Here is a 617-nt window from a genome sequence, read left to right as displayed (position 1 = left end):
TTTCTGCTGGAATTTTGCATTTGAATAATTGCTTCACACATATTGATCACTCCATTCCTGATCTTTATTTTTCTGTCAAATTCGATTTTTGTTACTGCGTAAATCCAATCATACGCCAGAGGGCTGACATTCGAAAATTCGGCTTCATATTTCTTGAGCTCATCACTTCGTTGGTACTGATTTTTCGAATTTTTAATAAATACCAGAACTGTACCAACTTCCGGTCCATATTTCATCAGTTCCTCATTGGTCAATGCAAAAGGTTCAATCAGATGCAGCGGATAATATGGCAGTTTCATTACGTACTCTTCAGGGACCTCTAGCATTTCAATCAGATTCTTAGCGCCTGGCCAGGGTTCGGCTGATAACCAGATTACGATCGTTGTCACCAAAGGAAACTTTTTTCCGTTTAGAACAATACGGGTCTGTTCTGGCTGGTCTCGATTTTTATATTCTAAATTTCGCACCAGCCTCTGCTAAATGGCAAAGTAATAACCGGCCACCCGAAATACCATATCTGGCGAATTATAAGTCTGCGGTTCTAAGCCAACGATCATTGACGAGCAGCCATCCTTTTCTTTGATGACCACCTTTTTGATCAGATCTCTGCGGGTTTC

The 617-nt window shown here is 40.7% G+C and carries 1 protein-coding gene; it reads right to left on the bottom strand.

What is annotated here, in order from left to right:
- Window positions 1-467 (bottom strand): hypothetical protein (locus tag BO222_RS01205; RefSeq protein ID WP_198931973.1); only part of this gene is annotated, 467 nt, incomplete at its 3' end.
- Between the last annotated feature and the right edge of the window lie 150 nt (window positions 468-617).

This window comes from Ileibacterium valens, from assembly GCF_001945525.1.
Taxonomy (GTDB): domain Bacteria; phylum Bacillota_I; class Bacilli_A; order Erysipelotrichales; family Erysipelotrichaceae; genus Ileibacterium; species Ileibacterium valens.
The sequence above is the reverse complement of the archived record's forward strand: the minus strand, read 5'-3'. Positions and strand labels throughout refer to the sequence as shown.